This is a genomic window from Ramlibacter sp. (assembly GCF_035706265.1).
GTDB lineage: Bacteria > Pseudomonadota > Gammaproteobacteria > Burkholderiales > Burkholderiaceae_C > Ramlibacter.
Window position 1 is genome coordinate 1 of sequence record NZ_DASSVG010000445.1, and the last position, 20,649, is coordinate 20,649.

19 protein-coding genes and 1 pseudogene are annotated in these 20,649 nt (G+C 71.4%); 15 read left to right on the plus strand and 5 right to left on the minus strand.

All coding sequences use genetic code 11. From position 1 onward, the window contains the following. The 3 genes and pseudogenes from VFM98_RS15770 to VFM98_RS15780 form a co-directional block, all read left to right on the plus strand. Nucleotides 1–907 (plus strand): annotated as a pseudogene (locus VFM98_RS15770) (hypothetical protein); the annotation flags it as partial. Between the two features lie 5 nt (nt 908–912). Next, nucleotides 913–2,022 carry a serine/threonine-protein kinase gene (locus VFM98_RS15775; protein ID WP_325110853.1) on the plus strand — a complete coding sequence of 370 codons (1,110 nt, stop codon included), beginning with the start codon at nt 913–915 and terminating at the stop codon, nt 2,020–2,022. A 32-nt stretch (nt 2,023–2,054) separates the two neighbouring features. Further along, nucleotides 2,055–3,143: a patatin-like phospholipase family protein gene (locus tag VFM98_RS15780; protein WP_325110854.1), complete on the plus strand. Its 1,089-nt coding sequence runs from the start codon at nt 2,055–2,057 to the stop codon at nt 3,141–3,143. A 7-nt stretch (nt 3,144–3,150) separates the two neighbouring features. On the opposite strand, the gene VFM98_RS15785 is transcribed toward VFM98_RS15780, so the two are convergent. Continuing rightward, the gene (locus VFM98_RS15785) at nt 3,151–4,287 is read right to left on the minus strand and encodes an iron-containing alcohol dehydrogenase (RefSeq protein ID WP_325110855.1); all 1,137 of its coding nucleotides are present in this window, start codon (nt 4,285–4,287) and stop codon (nt 3,151–3,153) included. A 100-nt stretch (nt 4,288–4,387) separates the two neighbouring features. On the opposite strand from VFM98_RS15785, the gene VFM98_RS15790 reads away from it, so the two are divergent. From VFM98_RS15790 to VFM98_RS15800, 3 genes are all read left to right on the plus strand, one after another. Beyond that, the gene (locus VFM98_RS15790) at nt 4,388–5,299 is read left to right on the plus strand and encodes an alpha/beta hydrolase (protein WP_325110877.1); all 912 of its coding nucleotides are present in this window, start codon (nt 4,388–4,390) and stop codon (nt 5,297–5,299) included. Then, complete coding sequence (locus tag VFM98_RS15795; protein ID WP_325110856.1) at nt 5,296–6,165, plus strand: YbgC/FadM family acyl-CoA thioesterase; 870 nt, start codon at nt 5,296–5,298, stop codon at nt 6,163–6,165. Before VFM98_RS15790 ends, VFM98_RS15795 begins: the two co-directional genes overlap by 4 nt. Before the next feature lie 125 nt (nt 6,166–6,290). Continuing rightward, nucleotides 6,291–8,483: an O-antigen ligase family protein gene (locus VFM98_RS15800; RefSeq protein ID WP_325110857.1), complete on the plus strand. Its 2,193-nt coding sequence runs from the start codon at nt 6,291–6,293 to the stop codon at nt 8,481–8,483. On the opposite strand, the gene VFM98_RS15805 is transcribed toward VFM98_RS15800, so the two are convergent. Then, entirely contained in the window at nt 8,459–9,364 is a 906-nt protein-coding gene (locus VFM98_RS15805) for a folate-binding protein (protein ID WP_325110858.1), read from the minus strand. The genes VFM98_RS15800 and VFM98_RS15805 overlap by 25 nt on opposite strands. A 45-nt stretch (nt 9,365–9,409) precedes the next feature. Here VFM98_RS15805 and mltG point away from each other — a divergent pair, with 45 nt between their 5' ends. The 6 genes from mltG to VFM98_RS15835 all read left to right on the plus strand — a co-directional run bounded on the left by mltG (nt 9,410) and on the right by VFM98_RS15835 (nt 13,956). Beyond that, complete coding sequence (gene mltG, locus VFM98_RS15810) at nt 9,410–10,405, plus strand: endolytic transglycosylase MltG (protein ID WP_325110859.1); 996 nt, start codon at nt 9,410–9,412, stop codon at nt 10,403–10,405. Beyond that, nucleotides 10,402–11,043, plus strand: a complete 642-nt coding sequence (tmk, locus tag VFM98_RS15815) for a dTMP kinase (protein ID WP_325110860.1) — start codon at nt 10,402–10,404, stop codon at nt 11,041–11,043. Before mltG ends, tmk begins: the two co-directional genes overlap by 4 nt. After that, nucleotides 11,040–12,035, plus strand: a complete 996-nt coding sequence (locus tag VFM98_RS15820; protein ID WP_325110861.1) for a DNA polymerase III subunit delta' — start codon at nt 11,040–11,042, stop codon at nt 12,033–12,035. The genes tmk and VFM98_RS15820 overlap by 4 nt, the downstream gene beginning before the upstream one ends. After that, entirely contained in the window at nt 12,032–12,388 is a 357-nt protein-coding gene (locus VFM98_RS15825; RefSeq protein WP_325110862.1) for a PilZ domain-containing protein, read from the plus strand. The genes VFM98_RS15820 and VFM98_RS15825 overlap by 4 nt, the downstream gene beginning before the upstream one ends. A 105-nt stretch (nt 12,389–12,493) precedes the next feature. Then, nucleotides 12,494–13,300, plus strand: a complete 807-nt coding sequence (locus tag VFM98_RS15830; RefSeq protein ID WP_325110863.1) for a TatD family hydrolase — start codon at nt 12,494–12,496, stop codon at nt 13,298–13,300. Beyond that, the gene (locus VFM98_RS15835; RefSeq protein WP_325110864.1) at nt 13,297–13,956 is read left to right on the plus strand and encodes an ankyrin repeat domain-containing protein; all 660 of its coding nucleotides are present in this window, start codon (nt 13,297–13,299) and stop codon (nt 13,954–13,956) included. Before VFM98_RS15830 ends, VFM98_RS15835 begins: the two co-directional genes overlap by 4 nt. 38 nt (nt 13,957–13,994) lie before the next feature. On the opposite strand, the gene VFM98_RS15840 is transcribed toward VFM98_RS15835, so the two are convergent. Next, nucleotides 13,995–14,348 carry a hypothetical protein gene (locus tag VFM98_RS15840; protein ID WP_325110865.1) on the minus strand — a complete coding sequence of 118 codons (354 nt, stop codon included), beginning with the start codon at nt 14,346–14,348 and terminating at the stop codon, nt 13,995–13,997. A gap of 239 nt (nt 14,349–14,587) precedes the next feature. Continuing rightward, the gene (gene otnK, locus VFM98_RS15845; RefSeq protein ID WP_325110866.1) at nt 14,588–15,865 is read right to left on the minus strand and encodes a 3-oxo-tetronate kinase; all 1,278 of its coding nucleotides are present in this window, start codon (nt 15,863–15,865) and stop codon (nt 14,588–14,590) included. 186 nt (nt 15,866–16,051) lie between these two features. On the opposite strand from otnK, the gene VFM98_RS15850 reads away from it, so the two are divergent. From VFM98_RS15850 to VFM98_RS15860, 3 genes are all read left to right on the plus strand, one after another. Beyond that, nucleotides 16,052–17,062 carry an RNA methyltransferase gene (locus tag VFM98_RS15850; protein ID WP_325110867.1) on the plus strand — a complete coding sequence of 337 codons (1,011 nt, stop codon included), beginning with the start codon at nt 16,052–16,054 and terminating at the stop codon, nt 17,060–17,062. Between the two features lie 140 nt (nt 17,063–17,202). Further along, nucleotides 17,203–18,834: a sensor histidine kinase gene (locus VFM98_RS15855; RefSeq protein ID WP_325110868.1), complete on the plus strand. Its 1,632-nt coding sequence runs from the start codon at nt 17,203–17,205 to the stop codon at nt 18,832–18,834. After that, entirely contained in the window at nt 18,831–20,237 is a 1,407-nt protein-coding gene (locus tag VFM98_RS15860; RefSeq protein ID WP_325110869.1) for a sigma-54 dependent transcriptional regulator, read from the plus strand. Before VFM98_RS15855 ends, VFM98_RS15860 begins: the two co-directional genes overlap by 4 nt. A gap of 75 nt (nt 20,238–20,312) precedes the next feature. Here VFM98_RS15860 and VFM98_RS15865 read toward each other — a convergent pair whose 3' ends face one another. Beyond that, nucleotides 20,313–20,648 (minus strand): c-type cytochrome, encoded by a 336-nt coding sequence (locus VFM98_RS15865; RefSeq protein ID WP_325110870.1) that lies wholly within the window; start codon nt 20,646–20,648, stop codon nt 20,313–20,315. Nucleotide 20,649: the final 1 nt, after the last annotated feature.

The window sequence follows — 20,649 nt, forward strand, 5'->3', positions numbered from 1 at the left end:
GGGCGGCGAGCAGGCCCTGCGCGCCGTCGCCGAAGGCGCCGCCGCCCGCTGGCCGCGCAAGGGCCGCGTCGTGCTGCAGGTGGACGAAGGCCTGGCCATCGCCGGGCCGGTCGCGGCCTCTGACGCGCTGCAGGCCGCCCGCCGTGCCGGCGCCCACCCGCAGGCGGGCGTGCTCGGCCTGGCCCTGCACCACGGACCGCTGCGGGCCATTCCCGCGCCGCAGCCCGTGGTCCCCGCGCCCCACTCGGTCGTTCCCGCGCCCAACTCCGTCGTTCCCGCGCAGGCGGGAACCCAGTCCGCCGCCTCCCCTTCGCGCGTCGACGGCGAAGGCCTCACCACCGCGGCCGTCCTCGCCGGCCTGGCGCGCGACCGGATGCTCGTCTCCGGCGCCTTCCGCGCCGCGCTTGCCGCCGAAGCCCCGCGCCGCGCGCAGGATCTGCAGCCGGTGCCCGAGCTTTCCGGCCCGGGCGGCACCGCGCTGTTCCGCGACGACACCCAGGGCGCGCGCAGTCGCGGCCAGCGCCGCACCCTGCTGGCCGCCGGCGGCATGCTGGCCCTGCTGGGCGCCGGCTGGGCCGGCCGCGCAGCCCGCGAGGCCTACGAGGCTGCGCACCGTCCCGCCGTGATCCTGCTGGAGATCCGGCCGGCCGGCGAAGTGTTCGTCGACGGCGTGCGGCAGGGCACGAGCCCGCCGCTCACCCGCCTGCAGGTGGAAGCGGGGCCGCACACGATCGAGATCCGCAGCGCCCGCGCGAAGCCGCTGCGGCTGGAAGTCCTGCTCAAGCCGGGCCAGGAGCTGCCGCTGCAGCACGTGTTCGCGCCGCCGCCCGCGCCGCGGCGAGCGGCGCCGGCCAAGCCCCGGCCCAAGGCCGAGCCCGGGCCCTTCGAGCGCTTCAAGTTCTGGTGAACGCCGTGGCCAGCCCCCTGCCGTTCACCCACCTGGGCCGCTATCGCATCCTGCGCGAGCTCGGACGCGGCGCCATGGGCGTGGTGTACCTGGCCGAGGACGAATCGCTGCAGCGCCAGGTGGCGATCAAGACCCTGCTGCTGCCGGAGGGCGCCAAGGAAGGCCGCGAGCTGGAGGCGCGCTTCCGCCAGGAGGCCACGGCGGCCGGCGGCGTGAGCCATCCCAACACGATCACCATCCACGACTTCGGCCGCGAGGGCAACTGGCTCTACATCGCGATGGAGCGGCTGCAGGGCGTGGAGCTGCGCGAGCTGATGGAGGGCGGGCCGCTGCCGCTGGAAGGCGCGCTGGACATCGCGGCCCAGGTGGCTGCAGGCCTCGCAGCCGCACACGAGCGGGGCGTCGTCCATCGCGACGTGAAGCCGGGCAACATCATGGTGCTGCCGGGCGGCCTGGCCAAGATCATGGACTTCGGCATCGCGCACGTGAAGAGTTCTGACGTGCGCACGGCCACCGGCACCATGATGGGCTCGCCCCGGTACATGTCGCCCGAACAGGTGGGCGGCCACCTGGTGGATCCGCGCAGCGACATCTTCTCGCTCGGCTCGCTGCTGTACGAGATGGTCACGGGGCAGGCCGCGTTCCAGGGCGCCAACCTCGGGCAGCTGCTGGCCGCGATCCGGCACGGCGCGCCCGTGCCGCCTTCGCAGCTGCGCGCGGGCCTGCCGGCCTCGATCGAGCTGGTGATCACGCGGGCCATGCAGAAGAACCCGCGCTCGCGCTACCAGGACGCGGGCGAGATGGCACGCGATCTCGCGCAGTGCCGGGCCTTGCTGGGCCGACCGGGGGCCGTGCGCGTGGCCGCGCCGGCCGCCGACCCGCAGGCTGCCACGTCGCCCGCCGCGCCCACGCCGCTGGACGTCGACCTGACGCTGCCGCTCGGCGCGCCCGGCTGGCCGCTCGCGGCCGGCTTCGATTCGAATGTGGGATGGCGTGCGCTGGCCGAGGGGCGCGCCGCCCCTTCGGGACCGCAAGGGCCTTCCTGGTCCGCCACGGCCTGGACCTGCGGCTACCTGCTGGCCGCCGGGGTGGCGCTGCTGCTCGCCTTCGCCTGATCCCGCGGCTGCCGGCTCCTACAATCCGCGCGATGCAAGCCTTGCGCATCTACGCCGGGCCGGCGGCGCGCCGCCACATCGCGCAGCACGGCCTCGCGGCGCGCGACGTCGGCATCGTGCCGGCGGCGGCGGGCGGGCCCAAGGGCCTGGTCCTCGGGCCGCTGGACCGCTTCCTGTTCGGGCAGTGGCTGCCCGCCACCGACCACACCATCCATCTCGTCGGCGCGTCCATCGGCGCCTGGCGCATGGCCACGGCCTGCCTGCACGAACCGGTGCAGGCGTTCGAGCGGCTGGAGCGGGACTACATCGCGCAGCACTACGACGTTCCGCCGGGACGCCGCGCGCCCACTGCCGCCCAGGTCTCGAAGAGTTTTGCTGAAGGCCTGGAAGGTTTCTTCGGCGGCCGCATCCGCGAGGTACTGGAGCATCCGCGCTTCCGCCTGCACATCGTGACGGCGCGCGGGCGCCACCTGCTGCGCCGCGAGCACCGCATCGCCACGCCGCTCGGCTACCTCGGCGCCTTCCTCGCCAACACGCTGCACCGGCGCGCCATGGGCGCGTGGCTCGAGCGGGTGGTGTTCTCGGCGCCGGAGCAGGGCGCGCCGGCCGCGCTGCCCTTCGGCACCGAGGACTTTCCGACCCGCCAGGTGGCCCTGACCGCAGCGAACTTCCAGCCGGCGCTGCAGGCGAGCTGCTCGATCCCCTTCCTGCTGCAGGCCGTGCACGACATCCCCGGCGCGCCGCGCGGCGCCTACTGGGACGGCGGCATCACGGACTACCACCTGCACCTGAAGTACGCCAGCGGTCCCGGCCCGGGGCTGGTGCTCTATCCGCACTTCCAGCAGGCGGTGGTGCCGGGCTGGCTGGACAAGGGCTTCAAGTGGCGCCATCGCGCCACTTCGTATCTCGATCGCATGGTGGTGCTGGCGCCGGATCCGCAATGGGTGCGGACGCTGCCGAACGCGAAGCTGCCGGACCGCACCGACTTCACGCGCTACGGCACGGACCTGCAGGCGCGCATCCGGGATTGGACCACCGCGGCCCACGCGAGCCGGCAACTCGCCGAGGAGTTCGCGGCATGGTTGGAGCGGCCCGATCCAGGACGGGTGGAGGCCTTGTAGGCCGGTCCTACATCGACGCTTCCAGCATCTGCCGGTAATCCTCCCGCGACGCCTCGCGCGGGTTCGTCTTGTGGCAATGGTCCGCCATCGCCCCGTCGATGACCTTCTCGAACCACTCGCGCTGCACGCCCATCGCCTCCAGCCCCGAAGGCAGCCCCAGGCGCGCATTCATGTCGCGGATCGCCTCCGGGATGTCGCCGCCGGACTTCAGGCCCATGGCGTGCGCCATGCGGTCCAGCCGGCGCTCCTTCTGCACGCTGGGCGACTGCGCGTTGAAGCGCACCACCGCCGGCAGGAACATCGCGTTGAGGGTGCCGTGGTGCAGCCGCGGATCCACCCCGCCCAGGCTGTGGCTCAGCGAGTGCACGCAGCCCAGCCCCTTCTGGAAGGCCATCGCGCCCTGCATCGAGGCGCTCATGAGGTTCAGCCGCGCCTCGCGGTCGCTGCCGTCGCGCGTGGCGCGCTCGATGTGCGACCAGCCGCGCTCGAGCCCGTCGAGCGCGATGCCGTCGGCCGGCGGATTGAAGGCCGCCGACATGAAGGTCTCCATGCAGTGCGCGATGGCGTCCATGCCGGTGGCCGCGGTCAGCTTGGGCAGCAGGCCCAGGGTCAATTCCGGATCGCAGATCGCCGCCTTCGGCACCAGGTGCCAGGAGTGGAAGCCGAGCTTGCGGTGGTCGTCGACGATGATGATGGCGCCGCGGGCCACCTCGCTGCCGGTGCCGCTGGTGGTGGGCACCGCGATCAGCGGCGCCACCTTGTCGGTGATGCGCGGCGAGCCGCCTTCGATCGTGGCGTAGTGGGTGAGCGGCCCCTCGTGGGTGGCCAGGATCGCCACGCCCTTGGCGCAGTCGATGGCGGAGCCGCCGCCCACGGCGACCAGGCCGTCGCAGCCCTGGGCACGGTAGATCTCGGCGGCGGCGCGCACCGCGGCCTCGGTCGGATTCGAAGGTGTGCCGTCGAACACGGCGTGTGGCACGCCGGCCAGGGCGTCGAGCGCGCGCTGCAGCACGCCCGCGGCGCGCACGCCGGCGTCCGTCACCACCAGCGGCCGGGCGATGCCCACGCGCTCGCACTCGGACTTGAGCTTCGCGATCGCGCCGAATTCGAACTGGATCTGGGTGACGTAGTAGATGAGGGCCATGGACACTTCCGTCGCTTACGATGGGGAGCTTGACTGTAACGCCGCGACCCCCGTCCCCCGAGTGACATTCCTTCCGCAGTTTCCCGAACTGACGCCGGCCATGCGCTCCGTGCTGCACGGCATGGCCCGCGCCCGCCACGTTCCGCTGTACCGCCTGCCGCCGCAGGAAGCGCGCGCCGCCTACGACAAGGCCGCCAACGTGCTGGAGCCGCCGGCCCCGCAGCTCGCGCGCGTGCAGGACCTGCACATTCCCGCCCGCGACGGCGCCGCGCTGCCGGCGCGCCTGTACGCGCCTTCGCACGCGAAGCTGCCGGTGCTGCTGTACCTGCACGGCGGCGGCTTCACGATCGGCAGCGTGGATTCGCACGACACGCTGTGCCGCATCCTGGCCGTTCGTGCCGGCTGCGCGGTGGTCTCGCTGGGCTACCGGCTGGCGCCGGAGCACCGCTTCCCGACCGCCGTGCACGATGCCTGGGATGCGACGCAATGGCTGGCCGCCAACGGCGCCGCGCTCGGCGTGGACGCGCAGCGCCTCGCCGTCGGCGGCGACAGCGCGGGCGGCACGCTCGCCACCGTCTGCGCCACGCTGGCGCGCGACGCCGGCCTGCCGCTGCGGCTGCAACTGCTGTTCTATCCCGGCTGCGCGGCGCGCCCGGAAGCGCGCTCGCACGGGCGCTACCACCAGGGGCTGATCCTGGAGCAGGCGCACATCGAATACTTCTTCGGCCAGTACATCGACGATGCCGAGCGCGAGGACTGGCGCTTCGCTCCGCTCGAGACGCCCGACGTGGAAGGCGTCGCGCCGGCCTGGTTCGGCCTGGCCGAGTGCGATCCGCTGGTGGACGACGCCATCGCCTACGCGGATAAACTGCGGGCTGCCGGGGTCGACGTGGCGCTGGAGATCTACCGCGGCGTCACCCACGAATTCATCAAGATGGGCCGCGCGCTGCCCGAGGCGCGGCAGGCGCACGCGGATGCCGCCGCCGCCCTGCAACACGCATTGCAAGCATGAACAGAGAAGATTTCCGTTTCTTTCACCGGCTGCGGGTGCGCTGGGCCGAAGTGGACATGCAGAAGATCGTCTTCAATGCCCACTACCTGATGTACTTCGACACCGCCATCGCCGACTACTGGCGCGTGCTGGCGATGCCTTACGAGCAGGCCATGCACCTGCTGGAAGGCGACATCTACCTGAAGAAGGGCACGGTGGAATTCCACGCCTCGGCGCGGCTGGACGACCGGCTCGAGGTCGGCCTGAAGTGCGCCCGCATCGGCAATTCCTCCATGCAGTTCACCGGCGCGATCTTCCGCGGCGAGGAACTGCTGATCACCTGCGAGCTGGTCTACGTGTTCGCCGACCCGGCGACGCAGACCTCCAAGCCGGTGCCGGCGCCGCTGCGCGCGATGCTCACCGGCTACGAGGCGGGCGAGCCCATGGTGCAGGTCAAGACCGGCAGCTGGTCCGAGCTGGGCGCCGACGCCGGCCGCATCCGCACCGAGGTCTTCGTGCAGGAGCAGCGCATCCCGGCCGAACTGGAGTGGGACGAGGCCGATGGGACGGCGCTGCATGCGGTGGCCTACAACCGGCTCGGCCAGGCCGTGGCCACGGGGCGCCTGCTGCCCGCCAGCGAGGGAATCGCGAAGATCGGCCGCATGGCCGTGCACCAGGTGCTGCGCGGCGGCCGCATCGGCGAGCAGGTGCTGCGCGCGCTGGCCGCCGAGGCGCAGAAGCGCGGCGACCGCGGCATCGAGCTGCATGCGCAGCGCACCGCGAAGGAGTTCTACGCCCGCCTGGGCTTCGCGCCCCAGGGCGAGCCCTACGAGGAAGCGGGCATCCCGCACGTGACCATGACCAGCGCCTTGCCGCTGGCACGCTGAACGTGGCCAGGAAGCGCCGGACGGACGCCGCGGCGCGCGCCGCTGCGGCGCCTCCGGGCGCGGGCGCTGCGAAGGCTGAAGGCCCTGCCGCGCCACATGCGCCGGCCGCGGCGCCGACGGGCGCAGTGCCGACGACCGCCGCGCTATCGAGCGATCTCGCCCGCGAGCCCGCCCGCGACGGCTGGGCGGCCGGCGTGCTCGCCCTCGCCGTGTTCCTGGCGCCTGCGCTGGGCGTGCCGACCGAGGAGATGCTGCAGGACACGCTCAAGTCCATGATCGTGTCCTTCGGCGCGCTGGCCGCCGCGCTGCTGTTCCTGCTCGCGCAGCGCGAGCGCCGCCAGCCCCTGCGCTGGCACGGCGTGCTGTGGCTGCCGCTGCTGCTGCTGGCCCATGCGCTGGGCAGCATGATCTGGTCGCACACCTACCTGGCCGGCGTGGAAGCGGTGCGCTGGTTCGTGTTCGCGCTGATCGCGTGGCTGGGGCTGAACACCTTCTCGCGCGAACGCCTGCCTATGCTGGCCTGGGCGATCCACGCCGGCGCGCTGGTGGCGACCATCTGGGCGATGGCGCAGTTCTGGGGCGGGCTCGAGCTGTTCCCGCAGGGGCCGCGGCCGTCCTCCACCTTCATCAACCGCAACTTCTACGCGGAGTACGTCGTCTGCGCGCTGCCCTTCGGGGCGCTGTTGCTGGCAAGGGCCCGCGCGAGTGCGCTCGCGTTCCTGCTGGCGGTGAGCCTGGGCCTGCTGGCCACCGGGATCCTGATCACCGGCACGCGCTCGGCACTGATCGCCTCGACGCTGCTGGTGCTGGCCGTCTTTCCGCTCGTCGCGTGGCGCTGCCGCGCGCGGCTCGCGTTTTCCCGCTGGTCGCGCGGGCTGCAGGCCGGCGTGCTGGCGGTGATAGCAACGACCGTGCTGCTGCTGGGCGTGCTGCCTACGTCCAACACCGCGATCATCCAGGAGAACTTCGGCACCACGCCGATCGAGCGCGGCCTGCACCGGGCGCAGCAGATCGGTCCGAACGACTACTCGCTGAACCTGCGCATGGTGATGTGGAAGGCGACGCTCACCGCGATCGCCGCGCGGCCGCTCGCCGGCCTCGGCGCCGGCGCCTGGGAGAACGAGATCCCGCGCTACCAGGCCGAAGGCTCGCAGCTGGAGACCGACTACTACGTCCACAACGAGTTCCTGCAGCTGGTGGCTGAGTACGGCCTGGTGGGTTGGATTTTCCTGCTGCTGCTCTCGGCCTGGCTGCTGGCGGCGGCCTGGCGCACCTGGGCGCCGGCGGGCCCGCAGGCCGAGGCCGACCAGCCCTGGCGCGCGACCTTGCTCGCCAGCCTGTTCGCGCTGATGCTGGTGAGCAGCATCGGCTTTCCCTGGCGGCTGGCCGCCACCGGCGCCTTGTTCGCCGCCTGCCTGGGCGCACTCGCGGCCTCGGACGCCCGCATGGGGCATCTGCGGCGCTGGTCGGCGCAGCCGCTGCGCTGGTCGCCGCGCATCGCCCATGTCGCGCTGGGCCTCGCGGGCGTGGGCCTGGTGCTGGCCTTCTCCATTTCGCAGCGCGCCGCCGAGAGCGAGCAGAAGCTGGTGCGCTCGGCCAAGCTGGCCCTCTCGCTCACCGCCACCGGCAACCCGAACGCGCCGCAGTACGCGCCGCAGCGGCGCGAAGTGCTGCGCCTGGTGCGCGAGGGCATTGCGCTCAATCCGCACTACCGCAAGATCACGCCCATGGTGGCCGACGAACTGGCCCGCTGGGGCGACTGGAAGGACGCCACCTGGATCTGGGAAAGCGTGCTGTCCTCGCGGCCCAACGTGGTGGCCATCCTCACCAACGTGGCGCGGGGCTACGCCAGCATGGGCCGCATCGACCGGGCCCAGGCCTGGCTGGAGCAGGCCAAGCGCCTGCAGCCGCGCGCGCCTTCGGTGCGTTCGCTGGAGGTGATCCTGGCCGCGCGCGGCGGCGACGAGCCGCGCGCACTGGCGCTGGCCAAGGCCGCTTACGACGAGGGCATCAGCGACTACGACCTGCTCAATACGTACTTCCTGCTCGCCTGGCGGGCCAAGGACTACGCCCTCGCGCAGAAGCTGCTGGACGAGCGCATGCAGGCCTGGCCGGACAGCCGCGCGCGCGGGCTGGTGGAGCAGGGCGTGCTGGCGCTGGAGCAGAAGCAGCAGGACCGCGCCCTGCAGTCCTTCCGCGCCGGCCTCGCCGCCGCGGCCACGCCGCAGGAGCGCGCGGCGCTGGAGCAGGAGATCCCGCCGGCCCTGCGCGCGCAGGTCTCCGCCCCGGGCTCTCAGACGTCTTCGAGCAGCCGGTAAGGCAGGGGCAGCAGGGTGAGCGCCGGGCCGTCGGCGCGCTGCGCATGCAGGTCGCCGGCTTCGGCGGCCGCCAACTGCAGCGAGACGATGGCGTCCCAGCCGCCCTCGGGGGCGCGAGCCGCCTCGGCCACGATGCCGGCCGGCTGCTCGGGGTCTGCCGCGCGGAACACCTCCTGGCCCGCAGCGAGTTCGCCCCCGCAGTGCGCCAGGAAGGCGCGTCGCTTGAGCGTGCCGCGGAACTGGCTGCGCGCCACCACTTCCTGGCCCGGATAGCAGCCCTTCTTGAAGTTCACGCCGCCGACCGACTCGTAATTGAGCATCTGCGGCACGAAGGCTTCGACGATCGGCTGCGTCACGGTGGCGATGCCGCTGCGCACCTCGGTCCACTGCCAGGTGGCCGGATCGAGCGCCGCCCCGGCGGGCGCGGCCGCTCCGGCGGGGCCGACCCACAGGGCCCGCGGCTGGCCGTCGGCCGGATAGAGCTGCACGCGCCAGCCGCCGTCGGCTTCGCGCAGCGTCCAGGGCGGATCGGCCGCGGAGGCCGGCTCGCCGACCAGGCCGAAGAGGGCATGCTCGCCGCTCGCGTCGCTGAGCTTCACCTTGCTGCGCAGGACGAACATCGACAGGCGCTTCAGCGTGGCCGGCAGCACGTCGCGGCTGCACACGAGCAGGATCTCGTCGGCCGCGCGCCGGAAGGCGACGAAGCTGGCCAGCATCCGCCCCTTGGCCGTGCAGAACGCGGCCAGGCGCGCCTCGGCGGGGCCGAGCAGGGCGAAGTCCTGCGTGAGCTGGCTGTGCAGGTATTTGGCCGCCTCCTCGCCGTGCGCGCGGATCACGCCCAGGTGTGGCAGGGGGGCGACGCCATTCAGGGGATGGGACATGGGTGAATTATCATGGCCCGCTGATTCCAGACGCCGGGCAAGGACGTGCGCCGCTTTTTCAACCTGCTGTTCGTGCTGGCGCTGCTGGCCGTTGCCGCCGCCGCCGCGACCGGCTGGTGGTGGATCCACCATCCCCTGCGCCTGCGCGCCGCCTCGCTCGATCTGGCGATCGAGCCGGGCACGCTGCCGCGCGGCGTGGCCCAGGCCGTGCGCGATGCCGGCGTCGACGTCGATCCGCGCCTGCTCTATGCCTGGTTCCGCCTCTCGGGCGAGGGCCCGCGGATCAAGGCCGGCAGCTACGAGCTGGAGCGCGGCATCACCCCCGAGCGCCTGCTGGACAAGCTGGCCCGCGGCGAGGAGTCGCTGCGCGCCGTGACCGTGGTGGAAGGCTGGAACTTCCGCCAGATGCGCGCCGCCCTCGCCAAGGCCGACCAGTTGCGGCCCGACACCGCCAAACTCACCGACGCGGAACTGATGACGCTGCTGGGGCGCCCCGGCGTGCACCCGGAAGGTCGCTTCTTCCCCGACACCTACACCTATTCGCGCGGCTCCAGCGACGTCAAGGTCTACCAGCGCGCCCTGCGCGCCATGGACAAGCGCCTGGCGCAGGCCTGGGCCGTGCGCTCGCCGCAATCGATCCTGAAGAATCCCGACGAGGCGCTGATCCTGGCCAGCATCGTGGAAAAGGAGACCGGCAAGGCGGCCGACCGCACGCTGATCGCCGCCGTGTTCCAGAACCGGCTCAAGGTGGGCATGCCGCTGCAGACCGATCCCACGGTGATCTACGGCCTCGGCGAACGCTTCGACGGCAACCTGCGCAAGGTCGACCTGCAGACCGACGGGCCCTACAACACCTACCTGCGCGCCGGCCTGCCGCCGACGCCGATCGCGCTGCCCGGCAAGGATTCGCTGCTGGCCGCCGTGCAGCCGGCACCAGGCAAGTTCCTCTACTTCGTGGCCCGCGGCGACGGCAGCAGCCATTTCAGCGGCTCGCTCGACGAGCACAACCAGGCCGTCAACCGCTACCAGCGCAAGCGATGAGGCGCGGACTGTTCATCTCCTTCGAAGGCATCGACGGCGCCGGCAAGTCCACCCACATCGACGCCCTGGCCGCGGCCCTGCGAGAGCGCGGCCGCACAGTGGTGCTGACGCGCGAGCCGGGCGGAACGCCGCTGGCGGAGAAGCTGCGCGCGCTGGCCCTCAACGACCCGATGGACCCGCTCACCGAGGCGCTGGTGATGTTCGCGGCCCGGCGCGACCACCTGCTGCAGGTGATCGAGCCGGCGCTGGCGCGCGGCGACGCCGTGCTGTGCGACCGCTTCACCGATGCCACCTTCGCCTACCAGGGCGCGGGCCGCGGCTTCGACCTCGAGATACTCGCGGGCCTGGAGCGCTGGGTGCAGGCCGTGCCGGCCGTGCCGCCGCCGGCAATCCGCCAGCCGGACCTGACCGTCTGGTTCGACCTCGATCCCGCGGTGGCGGCGCAGCGCCTGGCCGGCGCCCGCGTGCCGGACAAGTTCGAGTCGCAGCCGCAGGCCTTCTTCGCCCGCGTGGCGGCCGGCTATGCGGCCCGGGCGGCGGCGGATCCGGACCGCTTCCTGCGCGTGGCCGCCGACCAGTCGCGCGAAGCGGTCTGGCGCGAGCTGGAGGCCGGGCTGCAGGCGAGGGGCATCCTGTGATCGCGCCCTGGATCCGCAGCCAGCTGCGGCAGCTGCTTGCACAGAGAGGCCACGCCTGGCTGTTGCATGGACCGTCCGGGCTTGGACAGTACAACCTGGCGCTGGAGCTCTCCCAGGCCTGGCTGTGCGACCAGCCGACGCCCGAAGGCGCCTGCGGCCACTGCGGCAGCTGCCATCAGGTGCAGGTGCGCAGCCATACCGACCTGGCGGTGCTGATGCCGGAAACGGAGATGCTGGCGCGCGGCTGGCCCCTGGGCGAGAAGGCGCAGGCCGACATCGACGACAAGAAGCGCAAGCCGAGCCGGGAGATCCGCGTCGAGGCGATGCGCGACGCGATCGAATTCGCCCAGCGCACCAGTGGCCGCGGCCGCGGCAAGGTGGTGCTGGTCTATCCGGCCGACCGCATGAACGCGGTAACGGCCAACGCGCTGCTCAAGACGCTGGAGGAGCCGCCCGGCGACGTGCGCTTCGTGCTGGCCACCGAGGCGGCGCACCTGCTGCTGCCCACCATCCGCAGCCGCTGCCTCGGGCACGCCATGGCCTGGCCGGCGCCGACCGAGGCCGCGGCCTGGCTGCAGGAAGAGGGCGTGGCCGCGGCTGCCGCGCCGGTGCTGCTGCGCGCCGCCGGCGGCCGGCCGGAGGACGCGCTGCGGCTGCACCAGGCCGGCCTGGACGCCCGTGCCTGGTCGCAATGGCCCAAGGCCCTGGCCCGGGGCGAGGCCGCCGGCCTGGCCGACTGGGGCCCGGCCGACCTGGTGGAGGCGCTGCAGAAGCTCTGCCACGACCTGCTGGCGCAGCGCTGCGGCGCCGCCCCGCGCTTCTTCGAGCCCGCCGACCTGCCGCCGCCCGCCTCGGTGGAGGCGCTGACGACGTGGTGGCGCAGCCTGGCTGCGACTTCCCGCACGGTCGACCACCCCTTCAACGCCGGGTTGATGGCCGAGGACCTTGTGACGCAGGCGCGGGCGGCCCTACACTCGAGGTCAGCCCCATGAGTACGCCTTCCACGCCCCGCCCGAGCGTCATCCAGCTCGCCATCAAGGAGAAGGCGGCCCTGTATGCCGCCTACATCCCGCTGTTCTCCGACGGCGGCGTGTTCATCCCGACCACCCGCGAGTACAAGCTGGGCGACGACGTCTACGTGCTGCTGTCGCTGCCGGACGACCCGCAGCGCTACCCGGTGGCCGGCAAGGTGGCCTGGGTCACGCCCGCCCGCGCGGCGGCCAACCGCACCCAGGGCGTCGGCGTGCGCTTCCCCTCGGACGACAAGTCCAAGCTGCTGAAGGTCAAGATCGAGGAAATCCTGGGCGGCCACCTGGCCTCCGAGCGCCCGACGCAGACGATCTGAGCCTTTTGGGGCCGCGCGCTGCGCGCCGCCCGGGCCTCGTAGAATCGCTTCCTGGCCGCGCCGCGTGGTATCCCGCCCCGCGGCGCGCGCCGTTTTGGTCGTGCCATGTTCGTCGATTCCCACTGCCACCTGAGCTTTCCCGAGTTCGCGCCCCAGCTGCCCCAGATCCGCCAGGCCATGGCCGATGCGAAGGTGGACGGGGCCCTCTGCATCTGCACCACCCTGGAGGAGTTCGAGGAGGTCCATGCGCTGGCCATGCGCTACGACAACTTCTGGGCTTCCGCCGGCGTGCACCCGGACAACGAAGGCGTCACCGAGCCCACGGTGCAGAAGCTGCTGGAACTGGCCGCCCGGCCCAAGGTGCTGGGCATCGGCGAGACCGGGCTGGACTACTACCAGATGGAGGAGCGCAAGGGCGGCCGCAGCATCGCGGACCTGGAGTGGCAGCGGGAGCGCTTCCGCACCCACATCCGGGCAGCCCACCGCTGCCGCAAGCCCCTGATCATCCACACCCGCGCCGCCTCGGCCGACACGATCGCGATCCTGAAGGAAGAGGGCGAGGACGGCTCCGCCGATTCGGTCGGCGGCGTGTTCCACTGCTTCACCGAGACGGCCGAAGTGGCCCGGGCGGCGCTGGACCTGGGCTTCCACATCTCGTTTTCGGGGATCATCACCTTCAAGAATGCGGCCGACCTGCGCGAGGTGGCGCGCTTCGTGCCCGAGTCCCGGCTGCTGATCGAGACCGACAGCCCCTACCTCGCCCCGGTGCCTTACCGCGGCAAGACCAACAACCCCTCCTACGTTCCCTACGTCGCGCAGCAGATCGCCGAGCTGCGCGGCTTGAGCGTGGAGCGGGTGGGCGAGCTCACCAGCGGCAATTTCGAGGCGCTGTTCCGGCCTGAACGATCATGAGAAACTACTTCAAGTTTGTCGTTTATCTCCTTGCAGCACTTTCATTTACGCTGGCGCGGGCGGACTCGTACGGGAGCTTCTTCCAGGCCATCAAGCAGGACGACGGACCGGCCATCACCGCGCTGCTCAAGCGCGGCTTCGACCCCAACGCGCTCGACCCGAGCCGCACCCACGGGCTCTTCATCGCGGTCAAGGAAGGGTCGGTCAACGCCGCGGAGGCGCTGATCGCCTGGCCCAAGACCCAGGTGGAATGGCGCAGCCCCAAGGACGAAAGCCCGCTGATGATCGCGGCGCTCAAGGGCCAGACGGAGATCGTGCGCAAGCTGATCGCCCGCGACGCCCACGTGAACAAGCCGGGCTGGACGCCGCTGCACTATGCGGCCACCGGCGGCCACCTGGAGATCATGCAGATCCTGCTGGACGAGTACGCCTTCATCGACGCGGAGTCGCCCAACAAGTCGACGCCGCTCATGATGGCGGCCAAGTACGGCACGCCGGCGGCGGTGAAATTGCTGCTGGAGGCGGGAGCGGATCCGAAGATGCGCAACGAGCTGGGCATGTCGGCGATCGAGTTCGCGCAGCAGGGCAACCGGCGCGACTCGGCCGAGATGATTGCCGCGGCGATCCGCGCCACGCAGCCCAAAGGCAAGTGGTGACAGCCACTTGCCCCGGGAACTTCAAGTAAACACCGAGCTTACTGCGGGGTGCACCCGTTGATCAGTTCGACGCCGGCCGACATCGTGCCGGTGTCGGCGCGGCAGCGCGCCATGTCGGCGTAGTGGCCCTGGACCAGCACGCCCGGCGGGCTGTAGCGCAACGTCGCCTGGGCCTGGAAGCCCGCCGCGGGCGTGGGCTGGCAGCGCGCGGCGCGGCCTGCCAGCGCCTCGACGCGGCGGCAGAAGGCGTCGTCCGGATAGTCGAACTGGCGGATCACGTTGCCGGCGTTGTCCCGGTAGACCAGGTGCTTGCCGCCGCCCGGCGCCAGGCCGCTCTGCGTGGCGCAACCGGCCAGCAGTGCGACGGCGGCGACGACGGAAAGTCGCGTCATCAAGTGCATGGAATCTCCCAATCATCGGCCGCGGCGATTCCGCGGCGCCCATTTTTTTACAAGGGATTGGCCGTGCTGGGGGGTCGGTGTAACTGGCGGGCGTTCTTGCGTCCTTCGTTGACCCGGCTTTTTGATTGATACGATGCGTATTATGTCGAATCATCTGTGAGGCGGCCGAAGCGCACGGCGGGACAACAACGCCGGCCTCCGCCCGTGGCCTACCGAAGGCGCTCCCCCTCCTACGCCTGCAGCTCCAGCGCCCTGGCGAAGAAATCGACCGTCCCGAAGTTGCCCGACTTGAGCGCCAATGCCAGCGGACGGTCGGCTGCGCGGCACCATGGGACGCCCGGCGCAATGGTGACGCCGATGCGCAGTTGCCCGACGCCGAGGGCCGCCGTGACGGCGCCCGAGCTCTCGCCGCCGGCCACGACGAAGCGGCGCACGCCGGCATCGTGCAGGCGCCGCGCGGTGTGGGCCAGGATGCGCTCGACCCGCTCGCCGGCCTGCTGCACACCCAGCGCCTGCTGCACACGCCGCACCTCGTCGGGGCTGGCGGTCGCATAGACCAGCACCGGCCCGTCGGCCAGCCGCGGACCGGCCCAGTCCAGGGCCGCATCGGCGATCGCTTCCTCGCCGGCCGCCGCGAGCGGGTCGATGCGCCAGGCCGGCCGGCGGTCGTCCAGCCAGCGTTGCACCTGCGCATTGGTGGCCGCGGAACAGGAGCCCGAAAGAACCGCGGCCAGGCCGCCCACCGCGCCGGTGTCGCCGGCGGCGGCATCGGGCTGCAGCCAGCCCCGCGTCGCATAGGCGGCCGGCAGGCCGAGCGCCAGGCCGGAACCGGCGGTCACCAGCGGCAGGTCGGCACAGGCTTCGGCCAGGGCGAGCAGGTCCTCGTTGCGCACGGCATCGGCCACCGCCACGGCGACGCCCTCGGCGCGCAGGGCGGCCATGCGCTCGCGCACGGCCTCCGCGCCGGCACCGGTGGCCTCGTGCCCCAGCAGGCCCACGCGCAACTGCGTCTGGGCCTGCAGCACGCGCACCAGGTTGGCGTCCGTCATGGGCGTCAGGGGGTGATGCCGCATGCCCGATTCGCTCAGGAGCTGGTCGCCCACGAACAGGTGGCCTCGATAGATGGTGCGGCCGTTCTCCGGGAACGCCGGGCAGGCGATGGTGAAGTCGCCGCCGGTGCGCGCCAGCAGCGCCTGCGTGACCGGCCCGATGTTGCCCTGCGGCGTGGAATCGAAGGTGGAGCAGTACTTGAAGTAGCACTGCCGCGCGCCGGCGGCCCGCAGCCAATCCCAGGCGGCGAGCGACTGCGCGACGGCTTCGGCCGGCGCGATGGTGCGCGACTTCAGCGCGACCACCACCGCGTCGGCCTGCGGCGGCGGCTCCGCCGGCACGCCGATGACCAGCACGGTGCGCATGCCGGCGCGCACCAGCATGCTCGCGACGTCGGTCGCCCCGGTGAAGTCGTCGGCCACCACGCCGAGCGTCAAGGGTCGCTGCGTCGTCGCCATCACGCCGCCTGCCGGCGCTCGAAGCTGAGCGGATTCATGAGATCGAGTCCTGGTCGTGTTCCGTGCTGAGGATGCGATCGTAACCGCCGGCTTGCCGCTTCCCGGCGGGCGCACAGCCGCCCTGCCCGATGGCGCGCACCGCCCTGCCCGGCTCTGCGCGCCGCGCTTTGCGACAATCGGGCCTCCATGCACATCGCCACCGTCCGCCAGCGGCTGCGCGCCGCCGGCGCCGGCCCCAGTCACGAATACCGGGTCCTCCGGCTCTGGGCCAACGCGTTGCCGCAGGACAGTGGCAAGCGCCGGATCGAGGATTTCCTGCCGGCGTCGCTGCGCGCCGAACTGCCGGCGATCGAGGCCGAACTGCGCGGCCTCGCCCGCATCGCCTCGGTCCATCCCGGCGAGGACGGCGCCGAGCGCCTGCTGGTCGAACTGGCCGACGGCCAGACCGTCGAAAGCGTGCTGCTCCCGCGCGAGGGCCTGTGCATCTCCTCGCAGGTCGGCTGCGCGGTCGGCTGCCAGTTCTGCATGACGGGACGCAGCGGCCTGCTGCGCCAGCTCGGAAGCGCCGAGATGGTGGCCCAGGTGGCGCTCGCCCGCGCCCGTCGGCCGGTGAAGAAGGTGGTCTTCATGGGCATGGGCGAACCGGCCCACAACCTCGACGCGGTGCTGGAAACCATCGACTTGCTCGGCACCGCCGGCAACATCGGCCACAAGAACCTGGTGTTCTCCACGGTGGGCGATCCGCGCGTGTTCGAGCGGCTGCCGCGCGAGCGGGTCAAGCCGGCGCTGGCGCTGTCGCTGCACACCACGAAGGCGGACCTGCGCGAACGGCTGCTGCCGCGCGCCCCGCGCATGACGCCGGCTGAACTGGTGGAAGCCGCCGAAGCCTACGCGCGCGTGACCGGCTATCCGATCCAGTACCAGTGGACGCTGCTGGAAGGCGTGAACGACGGCCCGGACGAAATCGAAGGCATCGTGCGGCTCCTGACCGGCCGCTACGGCGTGCTGAACATGATCCCCTTCAACCGGGTGGACGGCATCGCCTTCCGCCGCCCGACCTGGGAACGCGCCGCGGAGATCGCCCGCACCCTGCACCGGCGCGGCATCCTGACCAAGCTGCGGCAGTCGGCGGCACAGGACGTGGAGGGCGGCTGCGGGCAGCTGCGGGCGCGCTCGATCGCCGTCGTCGCCGCGTAGGCGGCCTGTCGCCGCCCGGCAACAGCCGCCCCCCGCCTCCTGCGGGGGTCCTTGCGTGCCATCAAAAGCCCCCTTGCCCCCGGCGCGCACACTCGGCGTGTCGCCCCCGTCCGGGTCCCGCCGGCCCGCAAGAAACCGGCATGTCGCCGAAAAGCCTCCAGTTCAAAGTCAGCCTCTACCTGGCCCTGGTGCTCGGGGCGGCCATGACGCTGCTGATCGTGCTGCTGGTGCGGCAGGAGCGCGGCGAGCAGCTGCGCACGATGGTCAGGCACATGTCGCAGCTCTCCCAGGTGATCGAGCGCAGCACCCGCTACGCCATGCTGCTGGACGAGCCGGAGATCGTCGACAAGATCATCGAGGACATCGGCAAGCAGGAAGGCATCCGGCGCGTGCGCGTGCTGCGCAAGAACGGCACCATCGCGCACTCCAACGCGCCGGGCGAGGTCGGCCTGCACATCGACAAGGACGCCGAGCATTGCTCCCAGTGCCACGAGGGCGCGAAGAAGGTGCTGGGCGACGAGCCGCACGCGATCAAGTGGCGCATCTTCGAGACGCCCGACCGCCACCAGCTGCTCGGGAACATGGAGGTGATCCGCAACGAGCCTTCCTGCGCAGGCGCCGGCTGCCACGCCAGCCCGGCCAGGCAGCCCGTGCTGGGCGTGGTGGACATCACCTACTCGCTCGACGAGTTCAACCGCACGCTGACCGATCACGTCTGGAAGATGGTGATCTTCTCCATCGGCTTCGTGCTGCTGGTGGCGATCAGTGCCGGCTGGCTGCTGCGCCGCCTGATCTACCGCCCGCTGAAGGACCTGGCGCGTGGCGCCGAGCGCATCGCCGCCGGTGACTTCGACCAGCCGATCCCCGTGCGCGGGGAGGACGAATTCGGCCAGCTCGCCGAGTCCACCAACACCATGATGGTGGCCGTCAAGAAATCGCACCAGGAGCTGCAGGACTGGGTCGAGACGCTGGAGGAGAAGGTCCGCGAGCGCACGGAGGAACTGCGCCACGCCGAGGCCGAGGTGGCGCGCGGCGAGAAGCTCGCCTCGATCGGGCAACTGGCCGCCGGCATCGCGCACGAACTGAACAACCCGCTCACCGGCGTGCTGACCTTCACCTCGCTGATGCGGCAGAAGGCGCCGGCGGGCAGCCAGGACGCCGAGGACCTGGACCTGGTGATCCGCGAGACGCGCCGCTGCGCGAGCATCATCCGCCGGCTGCTGGACTTCGCGCGCGACAAGCCGCCGGAGAAGACCGAGGTCGACCTCAACGAGATCGCGCGCGAGACGGTGCGCTTCGTCGAGCGTTCGGCGGCGCTGCAGCAGGTGGAGATCGCGCTCGAGGCCGATCCCGCGCTGCCCCCGGTGCACGCCGACGGCGACCTGCTCAAGCAGGTGCTGATGAACATGCTGGTGAACGCGCAGCAGGCCATTGCCGGCCCGGGCCGCATCACGGTGCGCACGCACCTGCACGCCGCGCGCCGCCTGCCGCTGCGCTCGGCGCCCGAGCCGGTGGTGGAGATCGCCATCAGCGACACCGGCTGCGGCATCCCGCGCGAGCACCTGCAGCGCATCTTCGATCCCTTCTACACCACCAAGGAAGTCGGCAAGGGCACCGGGCTGGGCCTGTCGGTCAGCTACGGCATCGTCAAGGCGCACGGCGGCCAGATCGAGGTCGAGAGCACCGTCGGCGCCGGCACCACCTTCCGCATCTACCTGCCGGCCGCCCTGCCCGTGCAGCATCCGCACGGCACGCCGGAGACCACCGCATGAAAGCACGCATCCTGATCGTCGACGACGAGGACATCGTCCTGCGCAGCTGCACCCGCATCCTGGACGGCGACCCCTACCAGGTCGACTCGGTGCTGGACCCCTGGGAGGCGCTGCGGCGCATCGACGAGAACGGCTACGACATCGTGGTGCTGGACATCATGATGCCCAACATCGACGGCCTGCAGGTGCTGCAGCACGTGAAGGAGCGGCACCCGGACGTCGACGTGATCATGATGACCGGCCTGTCGCAGATCCAGACCGCCGTCAAGGCGATGAAGCTGGGCGCGTTCGACTACCTGCCCAAGCCCTTCGATCCCGACGAGCTCAAGATGGTGGTGGACCGCGCGATCGAACGCCAGCGCCTGCTGCGGGAGAACCGCACGCTGAAGTCGGAAGCCGGCTCGCGCTACCGCTTCGAGAACATCGTCGGCGCCAGCGCGCCCATGCAGTCGGTGTACCGCCTGATCGCGCAATGCGCACCGACCAACTGCACGGTGCTCGTCACCGGCGAGAGCGGCACCGGCAAGGAGATGGTGGCGCGCGCCATCCACTACAACAGCCTGCGCAAGGACCAGCCCTTCGTGGTGGTGGACTGCAACACGCTGTCGGAGAACCTGCTCGAAAGCGAGCTGTTCGGCCACGTGAAGGGCGCCTTCACCGGCGCGGTGGCGCACAAGCGCGGCCTGTTCGAGCTGGCCAACAACGGCACCCTGTTCCTCGACGAGCTGGGCAACATCCCGCTGCCCACCCAGGCCAAGCTGCTGCGGGTGCTGCAGGAGCACGAGTTCAAGGCGGTGGGCGACACCCGCACGCAGGCGACCAACGTGCGCCTGATCGCCGCCACCAACGCCGACCTCAAGGCGATGGTGGCCGAAGGCACCTTCCGCGAAGACCTGTACTACCGCGTCAACGTGTTCCCGATCCACGTGCCGCCGCTGCGCGAGCGGCGCGACGACATCCCTGCACTCGCCTTCCACTTCCTCAAGGCGTTCTGCCAGGAACTGGGGAGGCCGGTGCCGAAGATCTCCGACGGCGCGATGAGCCTGCTGGTGAACCACGCCTGGCCGGGCAACGTGCGCGAGCTGCAGAACGCGATCCAGCGGGCGGCCATCCTGGCTTCCGACGACATGGTGCGCCAGGCCCACCTGGCCGGCATCCTGGAAAGCGCGCCGAAGAGCGAGCTGGAAGTGCCGCGCACCGCCGAGGAATTGAAGCACGTCAAGAAGATCGCGCGCGAGAAGTCCGTGGAGGACATCGAGAAGCTGTTCGTGCAGGAGACGCTGAAGCGCAACGTGTGGAACGTCACCCGCAGCGCCGAGGCCGCGGGGATGCAGCGGGCCAACTTCCAGGCCCTGATGAAGAAGCACAACATCCGGGTGCGCGACACCGCCGGCGAGGAGTAGCCGGAGTAGCTGCAAGAAAAAAGCCCTGCCGCCGACCCCCGTCGCGGCAGGGCATGAATTCCTGGCGGCCTTACCCTATTGCGCCAGGACCCACTGGACCAGGTTCTTCACCTGGGCAGCGTCCTTCGTCGAGACGGCCTTGTGGTCTTCTTCGCTGCCGTCATCGAGCTTGACCTTCGGGCTCTTCGTCACGAACTCGATCAGCTTCGCTTCCGCGTCCGCCTTGCCCTTGTACTTGGCCGCGACCTTCTGGTAGGCCGGGCCCTTCTTGGCCTTGTCGACGGCGTGGCACTTGGTGCAGCCGTCGGCCTTCATCATCTTGAGTGCCGCGTCGTTGTCCACGCCTGCCGTGGCCGGCAGCGCGAACGCGCACAGGACGGCCGCAGCAGCCGCGCAGGTCTTGACTCTCATG